At 65.5% G+C, this 14,689-nt stretch carries 14 protein-coding genes, 2 tRNA genes and 1 pseudogene; 7 read left to right on the forward strand and 10 right to left on the reverse strand.

Annotated features, from left to right (window positions below):
* Positions 1-314 (forward strand): hypothetical protein (locus E3T31_RS17590; RefSeq protein ID WP_370304180.1); only part of this gene is annotated, 314 nt, incomplete at its 5' end.
* 89 nt (positions 315-403) lie between these two features.
* Positions 404-1,042, forward strand: a pseudogene (gene istB, locus E3T31_RS01545) (IS21-like element helper ATPase IstB); the annotation flags it as partial.
* Positions 1,043-1,266: 224 nt separating this feature from the next.
* Here istB and E3T31_RS17595 read toward each other — a convergent pair.
* Entirely contained in the window at positions 1,267-1,416 is a 150-nt protein-coding gene (locus E3T31_RS17595) for a hypothetical protein (protein ID WP_166788356.1), read from the reverse strand.
* Entirely contained in the window at positions 1,416-2,105 is a 690-nt protein-coding gene (locus tag E3T31_RS01550; RefSeq protein ID WP_134467179.1) for a metalloregulator ArsR/SmtB family transcription factor, read from the reverse strand. The genes E3T31_RS17595 and E3T31_RS01550 overlap by 1 nt, the downstream gene beginning before the upstream one ends.
* A 108-nt stretch (positions 2,106-2,213) precedes the next feature.
* On the opposite strand from E3T31_RS01550, the gene E3T31_RS01555 reads away from it, so the two are divergent.
* From E3T31_RS01555 to E3T31_RS01565, 3 genes are all read left to right on the forward strand, one after another.
* Positions 2,214-3,581: a rhodanese-like domain-containing protein gene (locus E3T31_RS01555; RefSeq protein ID WP_134467180.1), complete on the forward strand. Its 1,368-nt coding sequence runs from the start codon at positions 2,214-2,216 to the stop codon at positions 3,579-3,581.
* A gap of 83 nt (positions 3,582-3,664) precedes the next feature.
* On the forward strand, positions 3,665-4,852 hold the full coding sequence (locus E3T31_RS01560) for an MFS transporter (protein WP_134467219.1): 1,188 nt from the start codon (positions 3,665-3,667) through the stop codon (positions 4,850-4,852).
* A 284-nt stretch (positions 4,853-5,136) separates the two neighbouring features.
* Positions 5,137-5,847 carry a hypothetical protein gene (locus E3T31_RS01565; protein ID WP_206750302.1) on the forward strand — a complete coding sequence of 237 codons (711 nt, stop codon included), beginning with the start codon at positions 5,137-5,139 and terminating at the stop codon, positions 5,845-5,847.
* Between the two features lie 230 nt (positions 5,848-6,077).
* Here the strand turns inward: E3T31_RS01565 and E3T31_RS01570 are convergent.
* The 5 genes from E3T31_RS01570 to serS form a co-directional block, all read right to left on the reverse strand.
* Positions 6,078-6,166 (reverse strand) — tRNA-Ser (locus E3T31_RS01570).
* A 102-nt stretch (positions 6,167-6,268) separates the two neighbouring features.
* Complete coding sequence (locus E3T31_RS01575; protein ID WP_134467182.1) at positions 6,269-7,555, reverse strand: LCP family protein; 1,287 nt, start codon at positions 7,553-7,555, stop codon at positions 6,269-6,271.
* An 86-nt stretch (positions 7,556-7,641) separates the two neighbouring features.
* Positions 7,642-7,726, reverse strand: a tRNA-Ser gene (locus E3T31_RS01580).
* Positions 7,727-7,848: 122 nt separating this feature from the next.
* On the reverse strand, positions 7,849-8,664 hold the full coding sequence (locus E3T31_RS01585) for an HAD family hydrolase (protein ID WP_134467183.1): 816 nt from the start codon (positions 8,662-8,664) through the stop codon (positions 7,849-7,851).
* Positions 8,661-9,941 (reverse strand): serine--tRNA ligase, encoded by a 1,281-nt coding sequence (serS, locus tag E3T31_RS01590; protein ID WP_134467184.1) that lies wholly within the window; start codon positions 9,939-9,941, stop codon positions 8,661-8,663. Before serS ends, E3T31_RS01585 begins: the two co-directional genes overlap by 4 nt.
* A gap of 63 nt (positions 9,942-10,004) precedes the next feature.
* Between serS and E3T31_RS01595 the strand changes: the two genes are divergently transcribed.
* A complete protein-coding gene (locus E3T31_RS01595) occupies positions 10,005-10,991 on the forward strand; it encodes a diacylglycerol kinase family protein (RefSeq protein ID WP_134467185.1) in 987 nt (328 codons plus the stop codon).
* Between the two features lie 104 nt (positions 10,992-11,095).
* Here E3T31_RS01595 and pheA read toward each other — a convergent pair whose 3' ends face one another.
* Complete coding sequence (gene pheA / locus E3T31_RS01600) at positions 11,096-12,052, reverse strand: prephenate dehydratase (protein WP_134467186.1); 957 nt, start codon at positions 12,050-12,052, stop codon at positions 11,096-11,098.
* A 35-nt stretch (positions 12,053-12,087) separates the two neighbouring features.
* Between pheA and pgm the strand changes: the two genes are divergently transcribed.
* Positions 12,088-13,704 carry a phosphoglucomutase (alpha-D-glucose-1,6-bisphosphate-dependent) gene (pgm, locus tag E3T31_RS01605; protein WP_134467187.1) on the forward strand — a complete coding sequence of 539 codons (1,617 nt, stop codon included), beginning with the start codon at positions 12,088-12,090 and terminating at the stop codon, positions 13,702-13,704.
* Here the strand turns inward: pgm and E3T31_RS01610 are convergent.
* Positions 13,701-14,411: an amidase domain-containing protein gene (locus E3T31_RS01610; RefSeq protein ID WP_134467188.1), complete on the reverse strand. Its 711-nt coding sequence runs from the start codon at positions 14,409-14,411 to the stop codon at positions 13,701-13,703. The two genes, pgm and E3T31_RS01610, sit on opposite strands and share 4 nt — an antisense overlap.
* Positions 14,412-14,432: 21 nt before the next feature.
* Positions 14,433-14,570 (reverse strand): hypothetical protein, encoded by a 138-nt coding sequence (locus E3T31_RS17600; RefSeq protein WP_166788357.1) that lies wholly within the window; start codon positions 14,568-14,570, stop codon positions 14,433-14,435.
* Between the last annotated feature and the right edge of the window lie 119 nt (positions 14,571-14,689).

Raw genomic sequence — 14,689 nt, forward strand, 5'->3', positions numbered from 1 at the left:
CTGCCCATATCCCCGCCCATGCCCATCGCGAAGATCAACTCGCGTCGAGCGGTTACGGTAGCCGTGCGAAGGTCACGCGGAACGGGCTGACCAGGTATGGCAGCGACTGTCGCGACATCCTGATTCAGCGTGGAGACGCCCCGGACCTCGCCGCGCTGGGGATGCTCGCCCGCAGGCTGGCCGACGGCACCGCCCCAGCGGCGGACAACGTGGATCTGAGCGTCTATGACATCTTCACCACCCCAGGCACCACCATCGACATCGACATCGACACGTTCACGATCGTCAACACTGTGACTGGAGAGATCGCATAACCTTCATCACCGTTCAAGACATCATGGAGACCGGCCGGCAGGCGTCACTGACCCATACCGTGCTGGCTAAATGAGCGGAGAAGGGCACCCCGAAGCAACGCGAATACCTGCACGGCATGCTCACGGCCGAGCACGAATCCCGGCAGGCCTTCCGCCGCCAAAGACTCCTCACGGCCGCCCGGCTGCCGGCATTGAAATCGCTGACCGGGTTCGACTATTTCAACGTCAAGTTCCCTGGAGACTACGGCCGGGACGAGCTGACGTCGCTGGAATTCATCAACCGGGCCGAGGACCTCGTCCTCTACGGTGATGTCGGCACCGGCAAAACCCACCTCGCCAGCGCGCTGGTCGCCGCCGCTTGCCGCCAAGGCATCCCGGCACGCTTCTTCACCACGTCCTCGCTGGTCATGCAGCTGCGCCGCGCCCAGGACGAAGGGCGGCTCGATCGGGAGCTGGCGTCCATCGCGAAAAACCGGTTACTCGCCATCGACGAATTTGGGTATTTGCCGATCGATACCGAAGGCGCCCGGCTCCTGTTCCAAGTCATCGCGGACGGTTATGAAAAAAGAAGCCTGATCATCACCACAAACCACGAGTTCTCCTGCTGGGGAACCGTATTCGGAGACGACAACATGGCCGCGGCCGTCATCGACCGCATCGTGCACCACGGCCGCCTCCTGCAGTTTCGTGGCGAGTCCTACAGGGTCAAACACGCCCTCATGAAATAGCCGCCAGCACACCAGCCCGGGGACGAAAACGACCCGAAAACCGGCCGGCCTGACCACCGTGCTCAACTGGCCGGAAACCACGCCGCACTGGCCGAATATTTACCGCTCAAATGGCCGACCCCAAGTTGACAAAACACACACGTGCCGCAGGAGCGAACCTCACCACCTCGCCGGGTGATGGACAGGAGCATCCGGTCCAGCTTGTAGTAACCTTCCGGTGTTTTCTACCCAGCCATCGCCGCCGTGACTCCGTCACCTATCAGGAAGGCCTGCGTGATGACCTCGTCCCGTCTGGACAACGACTTCGCAAGTCGAACCGCGTTGTACGTGGTGTCCTGGCCGTAGGCGGCGCCGTTGATGATGAGGATGTTCATCAGGCGGCCGCCTCGGCGGACACCGGCAGGCTCGCCAGTCGCCATTCCAGCATCCCCTCGTGCAACCGGGTTGCCCGGTGGCCGCTCTGGCGCAGCACGCCGACGGCCTCGTATGCGAGCACGCAATACGCGCCACGGCAGTAGGCGACAATCTCGCGGCCGAGCGGCAACTCACTGAGCCTGCCGCTGAGCTCCTCGAGCGGGATGGAGAGGGCTCCGGGGATATGCGCGGCCTGGTATTCCTGCCGTGGCCGGACATCCAGCACTGTGACGGTCCCCGCCGTCACGCGCGCGAGAAGTTCCTCCCGCGTGATCTCCTCCTGCGCGTCGTCGCCTGAGCCAGGTTCATCGAGTCCGAGGTAGGCGATGCGCTTCGCTTCAACATCTGACAAGTGGGTCTGGGCGACAGCGCGAACTAGGTCGTAGAGCCGGGCGACGTCATCCCCGGCAAGTTGGTAATGAATCCGGGTGCCCTCCCGGCGGGTGGTGACCAAACCGGCGTGCTTGAGGGTTTGCAGGTGAGCGGATGCGGTGGTCAGGCCTAGGCCGGCCGCGTTCGCCAGCGATTCCACTGTGCGTTCGCCCTGAGCCAGCAGGTCGATCAGTTCGAGGCGCTTACCGCTGCCGAGCGCCTTGCCAACGCGCGCGAACTGCTCGAACAGCGCGGACTTCTTCTCACGATCACCCATGCGCTTCCTCCCGGTTCCTTTCATACTAGTATCTTCTAGTAATCCATGGTTTTATGGAATATCGATCTTTCCCGTTTCTGGCGGGTCGTGCGACCTGAGGAGCGCCACATGGAAATGCTGCATCTTGTGCCTGTTATCGACGAGGGGCTGGGTAACTCCACTTACCTCCTGGACATTGGCCGGGGGAGGGCTCTGGTGGTGGACCCGGAACGGGACCTGCGCCAGGTCCGTGCGGAGGCGCTGCGCCTGGGACTGTCCATCGTGTACGCCGCGGAAACACACCTGCACGCGGACTTCATCTCCGGCGTGCGCGAACTGGAAGAAACCGAACGCGCCACGGTACTTGCACCAGACGTGGGCCCGCGCGGATTCGCCCACACCGTGCTCAACGACGGCGATACCCTGGACCTGGGTAATTTCACCCTGCAGGCGCTGGCGACCCCCGGCCACTCACCCGAACATCTCTCCTACCTACTGCTCGACCACGGGCGCATCGCCGGCGTTTTCACCGGCGGGTCGCTGATGGTCGGAACCGCCGGGCGCACAGACCTGGTCAGCCCGGAAATGACCGTTCCGCTGGCCCGAGCCCAGTACCACTCGCTGCACCGGCTGATGGAACTGCCCAACGACACCCCGGTCTGGCCCACCCACGGCGCCGGGTCGTTCTGCTCGGCCGCGGCCGGTGGCGAACGGATGACCACGATCGGCCGCGAACGGGCCACCAACCCGTTGCTCCAGGTCGCCGGTGAGGACGCCTTCGTTGATGCGCTCCTCGGTTCCCTCGGCACTTTCCCTGACTACTTCCTGCGCCTGGGCGAGGTCAACCGGCGTGGCCCAGTCGTTCTCGGAACCACTCCGCCGCTGCCGGCCCTGTCCGTCGACCGCGTGATGGCGTTGCGCGAGCAGGGTGCCCAGATCGTGGATGCTCGGCAGCCTGCGGACTTCGCGGCCGGGCACATCCCCGGCTCCCTGTCCATCGCGCTGCGCCCGGTGTTCGCGACCTGGCTCGGCTGGCTGGCCGAGCCAGACCGGCTGGTCATTATCGTGCGGAATCCAGATCAGGATCCCGAGGACATCGTCTGGGCGGCCGCGCAGGTCGGCTTCGACACCCTCGCCGGCGAACTCGACGGCGGATTCCCTGCGTGGAAGAACTCCGGCGCCACGGGATCGCTGATCGAAGCCCGGAGCATGGTCTCCGGCGCTGAAGCCTCAGCCACCGTGCTCGACGTCCGCCAAGCCTCGGAGTACGCGGCAGGTCACGTCGCCGCCGCCTGGAACATCGAACTGGGCGACCTCGCCGGGCGCCTCGGCGAGCTCCCCACCGGACCCTTCGTCGTCATGTGCGGCCACAGCGAACGCGCCATGAGCGCGGCGAGCATCCTCGAGCGCGGCGGTCGAACCGCCGTCGCCGTGCTCAACGGCGGCGCCGCGGACTGGGCCCGTGAAGCTGGTCGCTCGCTGGAGACCGGACGATGAGCCGGACGCCAGGCCGTGTGGACCAACGGAAGGGCGTCGGCCGCGTGATCACGCTGGGTCTGCGGCAGAACTTCCCCCAGTTCATGCTGCTCGTCGCCGTCAACGCCCTCGTCGGCGGCACCCTCGGCCAAGAGCGCACCGTGCTGCCTCTGCTGGCGGACGAGGTCTTCCACGTCGACCGGTACACGGGCGCGCTGACGTACATCCTGGCCTTCGGCCTGGCCAAGGCCGGCACCAACTACTTCGCCGGCACCCTCTCCGACAAGTACGGCCGAAAGCCCGTGCTGATCGCCGGCTGGCTGATCGCCATTCCTGTGCCGCTTATTCTGATCCTCGGCCCGACCTGGGGCTGGATTGTCGCGGCCAATGTGATCCTCGGTATCAGCCAGGGACTGACCTGGTCGACCACCGTGATGATGAAAATGGACCTCGTCGGCCCGAAGCAGCGCGGCCTGGCCATGGGCTTCAACGAGGCAGCCGGCTATCTCGGTGTCGCAGCCACGGCCCTAGCCACCGGATACATCGCCGCCGAGTACGGGCTGCGCCCCGGCCCGTTCCTGCTTGGGGCAGCCTTCATCGCCCTGGGGCTCGGACTCTCCGTGCTCTTCGTGCGCGAAACACATCACCACGCGAAGGCCGAGGCGGCCAACCATGTGTCCGTGCACGCCCATGCCGGCTCCCTCAGCGACCGGCAGGTCTTCACCCTCACGAGCTTCCGGGATCGCTCCCTGTCGTCGATCAGCCAGGCCGGGATGGTCAACAACCTCAACGACGGTCTGGCCTGGGGACTGTTCCCCATCCTGTTCGCCGCCGCCGGACTCAGCATCGAACGCATCGGAATCCTGGCCGCCGTCTACCCGGCCGTCTGGGGAGCCGGCCAGCTGATCACCGGCGGGCTCTCCGACCGGATCGGCCGCAAATGGCTGATCGTCGGCGGAATGATCGTGCAGGCGGTCGCCTTAGGCATGGTCGCCGTCGGGGACAGCTTCGGCGTCTGGCTGGCAGCCGCCGTGCTGCTCGGGGCAGGCACCGCCATGGTCTACCCGACACTGCTCGCCGCGATCGGCGACGTCGCCCACCCCGAATGGCGGGCCCGCTCGGTGGGCGCCTACCGCCTGTGGCGTGACGGCGGCTTCGCGGTCGGCGCGCTGCTGTCCGGACTGATCGCGGACGCCTTCGGCATTCCGTTCGCCGTCGCCGTGGTTGCGGCCCTGACTGCCGCATCCGGAATCGTCGTGGCCGTGCGGATGCGCGGAGACGACCACCCCTGAATAGGCATCGCCTGCGCACGAGCGTGACGCTCGCGTTCAGCGTGTATCAGGTGGCCGAAATCGGATTCCGCTCACCACCAACTGACCCGGCCCAAGGTGGCGCAAAGAGCGGACGGTTAACGGGCACTCCCCCGGAATCTGGCGGTTCTGACCGTGCCGAATTGCGACGGTGCCCGTTTGTCTGTCCCGAGATTAAGCCCGATGACCGAGCGTCATACGCACGATGGCGAGTAGCCCTTATTGGTACCGGTAGTCCGGACAAGCGCTACTCGCCACAGTGGTACATGAACTACATGCCCCAGGACCTGATTCACGCCCTCGACCTGTACCGACAGGACCGGAAGGCTGCTGACACCGGCGTGCCCGTTGACGAGGAAATGCCCGAAGACGACGCCATCCTCTCCAGCGACTCAAACCCCGTGCGTCAAGCCAAAGAACTGCGAGACCAGCGAATCGCCGAACGTGAGAAGTACCGCGCCAAGCCCAAGGGCAAGCGCCGGCCCGACGGCTCACGCCAATACCTCTACCCTGACCCCAAGAACTACGACGATTTGGCCTTCGACCACAAGACCGGCGAACTCATCGAGCCCATCCGCAAAAAGACCGTCGTGATACCCGCCGGGAAAGACCCCGCCAAGGACAAAGCCCTCAAGTACGGGCAGACCTACCCCCACAAAAGTCCAGTGTGGAAGGGCTACTACGCCCTGCGCAACACCGTCGAATCGCAGAACGCATTCATCAAGGACTCCGCAACCGAAGACATCGCCTCCCCCATGAAACGGCGCGCACGCGGCAATACCTTTGCGTCGCTGGCCGTGACACTCGCACTCGTCTCAGCCAACATCCGAAAGATTTTGACGTTCATTCAGAGCGAGCTCGCACGAGTGCCCCTCACCTCGAAGAACAAATCCTTCGCCAGCACGTACTATTCCAGCGCTGAAATCACTTCGGCGACGTCACCCACCGACACGGCGCCGTCACCACCACCCAGCTAGCCGCCCGGCCGTCAACAATTCCGTTACCTGCAGTAAAAGTCGCTTCGCCCTGCCAAAAACAGGGCGAAGCGGTGTTTAACCACCGACCGCGCGCCGATCACAGCGTTTCTTGGGGCTAGCACTCTCGAAATCGGCGCCTTAACGCAGAAAACCGGCGATGCGATCGCCGGTTTTTTGTTGCCGCAGGAATTTCGTAAACTAAACGCCGGAATTACGTAAACTCCTCGATGCGGAGACGGAGGGATTTGAACCCTCGGTACCCTTGCGGGTACTCCACCTTAGCAGGGTGGTGCACTAAGCCGAACTATGCGACGTCTCCTTGGTGTCCGCTTGCGCAAACACACTCCCCTATCTTAGCCGTACCCCGGACATCCGTTCTGACCATGAAAAATCACGGCCCGAAAACGGATGCCCGGCCCGGCTACTGGTTCTCGAGCGTACGGCCCCTGGTGCAGGTGTAGTCGCCAGCGGTTTGGCCGGTCACCGACTCCGACAGCACCACGCCCGGGTCTTCGGTGGCGACGGGAGCCTTGGTCGCAGTCGGATCGGCCGTTGCCGCGGGATCGGTGGTCGCGGACGGTTCCGGCTCGGCTTCAACGGGAGCGTTCGGATCGGCCTCTGTGCCGCGCCCGGTGGTTCCGCTCAGGGTCAGCGGCTGGTCGGCGGCAACCGCCTCGAACAGGTTATCGAAGGCCGGCTGCACGGCTTTCACCCCGCCGGTCGTGCTGCCGGTGGGCACCTGCGCGAAGACAACCTGGTTGAGGTCGATGTCCTTGAGCGCAATAGCAATGGACGCGAGGGTCGTCACACTGCTCAGGCTGTCGGAGAGGCGCATGTTGGCCGTTACCGCCTTGGCCAGGGCGTACACCTTGGTCGGGTCAGAGAGCGTGTCAGCGCTCTTGATCGTGCGCACGAGCGACGACATGAACAACTGCTGGTTGTTGATGCGGGTGAGGTCGCCACCATCGCCGAGGCCGTGGCGGGTGCGCAGAAACTGCAGAGCCTCGTAGCCCTCGAGCGTGTGCTCTCCCGGGTCGAGGAAGGTTCCGGTGTACTCGTCTTCGATGCGGGTGGCCACGCAGACCGGAACGCCGCCGACGGCGGAGGACATGGCCATGACGCCGCTGAACTGCACCTCGGCCGCAAACGGGATGGAGAGGCCGGTGAGCTTCTCGACGGTCAGCACGGTGCAGGCGAGTCCGCCGTAGGTGAGCGTGGTGTTGATCTTCTGGCTGCTCATTGAGCTGTGCGACCCGCTGCCGTCTTCCTTTGGGCAGGAGGGGATGGCGACGAACATGTCGCGGGGAAAACTGATGACCGAGGCGTTGCTGTGGTCTTCGGAGATGTGCAGCAGCATGGTCACGTCGTTGAGGTCGCCGGTGGAATCCTCCGGGCCGAACCTGGCCTCCTGGCCGACGCGACTGTCGCTGCCGACGACGAGCATATTCACGCCCCCATCGATGGCGCCGATCGACGGAACCGGACCGTTGCTCTCATTGGCCAGGTGCACGCTCGGTGGCGCGCTCTGAACGACGTCGTAGGTGGCAATGGCGGCCACGGAGAATCCGCTGACCAGAACGACGGCCACGCTGCCCGCAATGAATTTCGCAACGGCAACCGCGGCGTTCGACTTCTTGAGTCGACCGTGACGGGCAACAGTCTTGAGGTTCTTGGAACCGGCACTGCGGGGGCGAAGTTGGTCGCTCACTCATGTCCTCTCATCGGGTTGTGGGCTTGGGTCAGCCTGAGGCGACGATCATTGTGCGCCGGTGGTGGTGCGTTTCACTGGTGCTGCGGAGGGCGTGGGATTCGAACCCACGAGACATTTCTGCCCACCAGTTTTCAAGACTGGCTCCATCGGCCGCTCGGACAGCCCTCCCGGTTTGCCCATTCCCAGCATGAAAATGCCCTGCCGGGAAGAATTGGGCGAACTGGCCCGATTCTAGCCGATGGCAGACTGCTCAGGCTGACAGAGGGGCCTGAAAAACGGCTGGATGCGAGTCAGAGCGTACGCAACACCGTGGCCAGGCCATCGCTGGTCACGGTGCCGGTGATCTCCGACCCGGCAGCGAGAACGTCGTCGGGCGACTCGCCCATGGCCACGCCGCGACCGAATTCGGCGGCCCATTGCAGCATGTCAATGTCGTTGCGTCCGTCGCCGACGGCCATCACGCGCTCGCGCGGCACACCCATGGCCACGCGCACCCGCTCCATCGCCGTTGACTTGTTGACGCCGTCGGGGGCGATATCGAGCCAGGCGGTCCACCCGATCGCATAGCTCACCCGGTTCAGCCCCATGCGCTCGACCACCTGGAGAAAATCCTCCATGTCGTGGTCGGGCGAAATGACGACCACGCGGGTCGCCTGGTGTTTCAGCAGCTCGTCAAAGTCGACCCGTTCACTGTCCATGCCGATCGTGGCATCGGGAATCGGTTCGGTGTAGCGGTAAAAGCCATGCTCGTCTTCGACCGCAAAGCGGGCCGAGCCGAGGTGCGCCCGAATCGAGGTGAGCACATCGCTCGGGTCGAAGGTTTCCACCCATTCACGGCGGTAGCCGAGCGGGGCGGTGGCGTCGCGGTGCATCGTGATGGCCCCGTTGGAGCAGACCACGTAGCGCGGCGAGATTCCGAGCCGGTCCAGCACCGGCAGGGCGGCCGCGGCCGAGCGCCCGGTGGCGAGCATGACCTCGTGGCCCTGCAAGGCGAGTCGGGCGACCTCGTCGATCACGGACTGGCTGATCGAGCCGTCTTCGTGCATCGTGGTGCCGTCGATGTCGAGGGCGACCAGCCACGGCTCTTCGCTGACGATCGACGTCACTTCGCGCCTTTCAGGGCCAGCGGCGTCAACAACTCGAGGCCGCCGAGGTAGGGGCGCAGCGCCTCGGGGACGCGCACCGAGCCATCCGCTTGCTGGTGCGTTTCGAGCATGGCGACGAGCCAGCGGGTGGTGGCGAGCGTGCCGTTGAGGGTCGCGACCGGTGCAGTCTTGCCCGATTCGGTGCGATAACGGATGTCCAGCCGGCGCGCCTGGTAGGTGGTGCAGTTGCTCGTGCTGGTGAGCTCGCGGAAGGCGTTTTGGGTGGGAACCCACGCCTCGATGTCGAACTTGCGGGCGGCGCTCGACCCGAGGTCGCCGGCGGCCACGTCGATCACCCGGTAGCTCAGGCCGAGGGACTGCAGCATGCCCTCCTGCAGGGCTACGAGGCGCTCGTGCTCGGCATCGGCATTTTCGGGCAGCACGTAGGTGAACATTTCGAGCTTATTGAACTGGTGCACGCGAATGATGCCGCGGGTGTCTTTTCCGCCCGAACCGGCCTCGCGGCGGTAGCACGTGCTCCAGCCGGCGTAGCGCAGCGGCTCCTCGGACAGGTCGAGGATCTCGTCCTTGTGGTACCCGGCCAGAGCGACCTCGCTCGTGCCGGTGAGGTACAGGTCGTCGGCGGGCAGGTAGTAGACCTCGTCGTTGTGCTCGCCGAGAAAACCGGTACCGTCCATGATTTCGGGGCGCACGAGGGTGGGGGTAATGAGCGGCACGAAGCCCGCTTCGAGTGCCCGGTCGAGCGCCATGTTCATGAGCGCGATTTCGAGGCGGGCGCCGATGCCTTTGAGAAAGTAGAAGCGGGTGCCGGAAACTTTGGCGCCGCGGGGCATGTCGATGGCACCGAGCAATTCGCCGAGTTCGAGGTGGTCGCGCGGTTCGAAGTCGAACACGGGTGCCTCGCCGTGGGTGCGCAGGGTCACGAAGTTGGCCTCATCACCGGCCGGAACGCCGTCGATGATGGGGTTGGCGATAGTTTTCACGATTGCCGTGAAGCGGGCATCGGCCTCGCCGGCGATGACCCCGGCTGCCTTCACCTCGGCGGCAAGACTCTGCGCTTCGGCGACGAGGGCCTTCTTCTGCGCACCGGGCGCGGCCGCGACACGCTTCCCGAACAGGTTCTGGGCTGCCCGCAGGTCTTCGAAGGCTGTGATCGTGGAACGCCGTTCGGCGTCGGCGGCGAGCGCGGCATCCACCGCTTCCACGGAGTCACCACGGGCCTCCTGCGAACGCTTGAAGAGGTCAGGGTTTTCGCGTAACAGCACCGGATCAATCACCCGGCCAGTCTACAAGTGCGCACTGACGGGCAAACGCGGAGTCAACCCAGTAGCCTAGGCCTCGTGACCGCCTCCGAACGCCGTAACCAGCACGCCGCCGTCGTCTACAACCCGGTGAAAGTTGACCTCGCCAAGCTGCGGGCCAGCGTGGCCGCGGCCGAGCAGTCTGCCGGCTGGGGCGAAACGCAGTGGTTTGAAACGAGCAAGGACGACGTCGGCCAGGCCGCCACCAAACAGGCACTCGACGGCGGAGCCTCGATGGTCGTCTCGGCCGGCGGCGACGGCACCGTTCGCGCCGTGGCCGAGGCGCTGCGTGATTCCGGCGTGCGCATGGCCATCGTGCCGTCGGGCACCGGCAACCTGCTCGCCCGCAACCTCGATCTGCCGCTCGGCAGCATCGACGCGGCCACCGCGATCGCCTTCAGTGGCGAGGACAAGCCCATCGACCTCGGCGTCGCCAGCGTCACCACCGAGGCCGGGGCGGTCGAGGAACACGTATTTCTGGTCATGGCCGGTGTCGGCCTCGACGCGCAGATGATCGCCCACACCCGCGACGACCTGAAGAAGCAGGTGGGCTGGCTCGCCTACGTGGACGGGGTTGCGCGGGCGCTGCCGAAGGCGCGGCCATTTCGCATCCGCTACAGCGTTGCCGGACGCACTGACCGTCCGGCGCAGGTGAGCGCCATTCTCGTCGCCAACTGCGGGCTGCTGCCGGGAAATATTCAGTTTCTGCCTCACGCTCGCCTCGACGACGGCATTCTCGACATTGCCGTGCTGCAGCCCAAGGGTGTGCTCGGCTGGCTCACCATCTGGCGACGGGTGACCTGGGAGAACGGCGTGCTGCGCCGTTCAGCGGTGGGTCGACGCATGATTCAGACCACGGAATCCACCAATGAACGCGTCATGACGACGCTGCGCGGGGCCGATATTCGCATCGTGCTCGAGCACCCGCAGGATTTCGAGCTCGACGGCGACGAGTTCGGGCTGGTGCGCAAGGTGCGGCTGAACGCCGACGCCGGCGCGCTGATTGTGCGCGTGCCGGCCGAATAGCACGTCGGCTGTGAGGGGTCGTAAATATTCCTCCCCCGCGGCCGGTCTTAGGACGATTCGCGACCCCTCACGCCGCTGAGCGACGGGTTTCCCGCTGGCTGCGCCTATTCGGCGGGCTCCCCGGCGATGAGTCCGCGCAGCCAGTCGCGGGCCTCGATGAAGATGCCGTCGTCGTAGCGGGAGGTGAACTCGATCGGGCGCTTGTCGGCCCGCGGATACGACCCGAGAAAGATCACCTTGGGGCTGAATCGGCGCAGGCCCAGCAACGCGTCGGCGACCCGTTCATCGAGGATGTGCCCCTCGGCATCGACGACGAAGCGGTAGCGACCGAGGGAATCGCCGATCGGCCGGGACTGGATGAGGCTAAGGTTCACGCCGCGGGTGGCGAACTGCTCGAGCATTTCGAGCAAGGCACCGGAGCGGTCACTTGGCAGCTCGATGATGAGGCTGGTCTTGTCGGCGCCGGTCGGTGAGGTGAGTTCGGCGGTGCGGCCGACCAGCACGAACCGAGTGACGGCGTTGGGGTTGTCCCCGATATTCGAGGCGAGAACGACGAGGTCATGGTGTTTGTCAATTCCGGGCGGGGCGATCGCGGCATCCGCTTGATCGGTGTTTAAGAGGGCGGAGGCAGCGGCGACGTTGCTCGATGCGGGGATGTGGCCGTGGCTCGGCAGGGCCTGTTCGAGCCAGATGCGGCACTGCCCGTAGGCGACCGGATGCGCATTAACGACCCGCACGTCGGCCAGAGTCGTGCCTGGGCGGGCGACGAGCACGAAATTCACCGGCACCAGATATTCGCCGATAATGCGCAGGTTTGGCACGCTGGCCAGGGCGTCCTGCGTGGCGGTGACGCCGCCGTCGACGGAATTCTCAATGGCGATCATGGCCGCGAAGCTGCGGCCGGAGACGACATCGTTGAAGGCCTCGCCCACGTTGTTGACCGGGCGCCAGATCTGGCCGCGCGCCTCGGGCACCTGCGCGAGGGCCGCTTCGGTAAAGGTTCCGGCCGGGCCCAGATAGCTGTAGGTGCGGGTCTGGGCTGGATTCGGCGCGTCGGGCATGGCTGACAGCCTACCGGTGGTGCCAGACTGTGCTCATGAGCGAACGCGCGGGCACCCGAGCCCTGGAATCTGACCTGATCGACGTCGATGGGCTGGTCAAGGCCTATTACGATTTGAAACCGGATGTCCGGGTCCCAGCCCAGAGGGTCGTCTTCGGCACCTCCGGGCATCGCGGCAGTTCGCTGAACACCGCGTTCAACGAGGACCACATCAGCGCCACCACCCAGGCCATCGTGGAATATCGCGCGGGCCAGGGCATCACAGGGCCCCTCTTCATCGGCACCGATCCGCACGCCCTCAGCGGGCCGGCTTACACGACCGCCCTTGAGGTGCTCGTCGCCAACGGCGTGCGTGTGCTGGTCGACGAGTTCGACGACTACGTGCCCACCCCGTCGTTGTCGCACGCAATTTTGGCCTACAACCGCGGCGAGCACGGTGACCTGGCCGATGGCATCGTCGTGACCCCGAGCCACAACCCGCCAATGGACGGCGGCTTCAAGTACAACCCGCCGCACGGCGGTCCGGCCGACAGCGACGCGACCTCGTGGATCGCGGGCCGCGCCAACGAACTCATCGCGGGCGGCCTCGACGGCGTGCTACGGAGCGAGCCGAGCGCCGTGGAAACCTACGACTTTCGCGGCAACTACGTCAACGACCTCGAAAACATCATCGACATGCAGGCCATCCGCACCAGCGGAATCCGGATCGGCGCCGACCCGCTCGGCGGCGCGAGCGTCGGCTACTGGGGCGCCATCCGCGACCGCTACGAAATCGACCTCGTCGTGGTCAACCCGAAGGTCGACCCGACCTGGCGATTCATGACGCTGGACTGGGACGAGAAGATCCGGATGGATCCGTCGAGCGCGTCGGTGATGGCATCCGTTGTCGCGCACAAAGACGAGTACGACATTCTGACCGGCAACGACGCCGACGCCGACCGGCACGGCATCGTCACGCCCGACGCTGGCCTGATGAACCCGAACCACTTTCTGGCCGTCGCGATCGACTACCTGTACAGCCACCGCGAAGGCTGGAAGATCGACGCCGCGGTCGGCAAGACTCTCGTCTCGTCGACCATGATCGACCGGGTCACCGGCTTTCTCGGCCGCGACCTGTGGGAGGTGCCGGTCGGCTTCAAGTGGTTCGTGCCCGGTCTCATCGACGGCTCGGTGGCGTTCGGCGGCGAGGAGAGCGCCGGCGCGAGCTTCGTGCGCTTCGACGGCACCGTCTGGACCACCGACAAGGACGGCATTCTGTTGGCCCTGCTGGCCGCCGAGATTCTCGCGGTCACCGGCAAGACGCCCTCGCAGCGGTATGCGGAACTGACCGAGCACTTCGGCGCACCGTCCTATGCGAGAGTGGATGCCGCGGCCACGCCCGCGCAGAAGGCCGCCCTGGCCAAGCTCGACGGCTCGATGATCACGGCCACCGCGCTGGCCGGCGAGAAGATCACCGGCAAGTTCAGCGTTGCTCCCGGCAACGGCGCCGCGATCGGCGGCGTGAAGGTCACCACCGAGAACGCCTGGTTTGCGGCCCGGCCGAGTGGCACAGAAGACGTCTACAAGATCTACGCCGAGTCGTTTCTGGGTGACGACCACCTGGCGCAGGTTCAGCTGGAGGCCAAGGCCATCGTCGACGCCGCGATCGCCTAAGGAACGCTCCAGTAGTACGCCGTGCCGCCCGGGTGATCCACGGTGATTGCCGTGTCGACCGAGCGGAAGTCGGAATCGAGGGTGTGCCCGGCGAACGAGATCTCGATCGTGTCGCCGACCTTCTCGACCCTGGTGACAATGCCGGTGTGGTCGCGGTCGCCGGAGTTATCCCAGTCGAACTGCACGATGTCGCCGACCTTGACCTGGTCACGCTGCTGATCGGTCAGGGCGGTGGCCTTGCCGGTCTGCGCGATGTAGTTCATGAATGCTGTGGAACTGCGCCAGGCGGCCGAGGCGTCGTAGGCGTTGCCGTTCTTCGGGCTCGACCAGACGCTGTCCATGGTCCAGCCGCGGGCGATCATGGCCTGGCTGGCGAAGTTGACGCAGTCGTTCTCGCCGAGCACGCCCCACTCGGCTGTGTTGTAGTTTCCCAGGCTCCAGTGCGCGAGGAGGTAATCGATCTGCGCGGCGACGGGGGCGCTGAGGGCAGGCTCCGCCTCGACCGGGGCCGCAGCGGCCGTGTCGGTGGGGGTGGCGCGGACCGGTTCCTGCGTTGTGGCCGGGGTGGCGGCATCCGGTGTCTGCGCCGTCTTCGTGGGGTCGGCCGGTCCTTCGAGGGCCTGCACGACGAGCGCCGTCGCGCCGACCGCGAGCACGGCACCCACGGCCATCGTCAGGCCGAGTCGCTGCCACCTTGTCAACTGCACGTTGTACTCACTTCTGATTGTTTAAACGCTGAGCTCGGCGCTCAGATAAAGGCCGATCGCCGCGAGCGCGACGACCACTCCAACGATGAGAACACCGATCAAAAACCGGCGCCGGGTGCGCCGCTGATCGGCCTCGGTGGGTTCGTTGTTCTGCAGCATGTTTCGAGCTTAGCTGCGCCGAATCTGAGAGCCCCGAATGCCGCGTGCATACCTGCCGAGATCTCAGCCGCGACGACCCGTTCTGGGCGATTGCGGGGAGGGTTCGACTTGATATCCGC

The organism is Cryobacterium sp. TMS1-13-1 (genome assembly GCF_004403125.1).
GTDB classification, from domain to species: domain Bacteria; phylum Actinomycetota; class Actinomycetes; order Actinomycetales; family Microbacteriaceae; genus Cryobacterium; species Cryobacterium levicorallinum.

What these genes read in the sequence shown, in the direction of transcription:
- pheA (WP_134467186.1), bottom strand. Translation starts at nt 12,052, where the DNA reads ATGCCCGACGCGCCGAATCCAGCCCAGACCCGCACCTACAGCTATCTG.
- pgm (WP_134467187.1), top strand. Translation starts at nt 12,088, where the DNA reads ATGAGCGAACGCGCGGGCACCCGAGCCCTGGAATCTGACCTGATCGAC.
- E3T31_RS17600 (WP_166788357.1), bottom strand. Translation starts at nt 14,570, where the DNA reads ATGCTGCAGAACAACGAACCCACCGAGGCCGATCAGCGGCGCACCCGG.
- E3T31_RS01560 (WP_134467219.1), top strand. Translation starts at nt 3,665, where the DNA reads ATGCTGCTCGTCGCCGTCAACGCCCTCGTCGGCGGCACCCTCGGCCAA.
- E3T31_RS01555 (WP_134467180.1), top strand. Translation starts at nt 2,214, where the DNA reads ATGGAAATGCTGCATCTTGTGCCTGTTATCGACGAGGGGCTGGGTAAC.
- E3T31_RS01565 (WP_206750302.1), top strand. Translation starts at nt 5,137, where the DNA reads ATGAACTACATGCCCCAGGACCTGATTCACGCCCTCGACCTGTACCGA.
- E3T31_RS17595 (WP_166788356.1), bottom strand. Translation starts at nt 1,416, where the DNA reads ATGAACATCCTCATCATCAACGGCGCCGCCTACGGCCAGGACACCACG.
- E3T31_RS01550 (WP_134467179.1), bottom strand. Translation starts at nt 2,105, where the DNA reads ATGGGTGATCGTGAGAAGAAGTCCGCGCTGTTCGAGCAGTTCGCGCGC.